Below are 318 nucleotides of genomic sequence, written 5' to 3'. Positions count from 1 at the left end.
CCGGGCGAAGATTACCTCATCGCCAAAGATGGGAATGACATGGGCTACAAAATAGCTGAAGTCCTTAAAAGTGCACAACTGGCCCAAAGCCTTTCCCAAAACGGCCGAAAAACTATTTGGGACAGGCATACCTGCGCCCACAGAGTAGATGCACTGGAGGATATTTTGAAGGAACTTGGAATGGCAGAAGAAAAGATCTTTCCAATCCAACACAAAACCATGGAAGCATGAAAAAGAACCTGAAAATTGCCTTTTTTGGATCCAGTATAGTTTCTGCTTACTGGAATGGTGCTGCCACCTACTCCCGCGGAATTGTAA

At 45.3% G+C, this 318-nt stretch carries 1 protein-coding gene; it reads left to right on the top strand.

Annotated features, from left to right (window positions below; genetic code table 11):
- On the top strand, nucleotides 1–231 hold a 231-nt coding region (locus HC176_RS18610), incomplete at its 5' end, for a glycosyltransferase family protein (RefSeq protein ID WP_167920461.1).
- Between the last annotated feature and the right edge of the window lie 87 nt (nucleotides 232–318).

This window comes from Tamlana crocina, assembly GCF_012037625.1.
The sequence above is the reverse complement of the archived record's forward strand: the minus strand, read 5'-3'. Positions and strand labels throughout refer to the sequence as shown.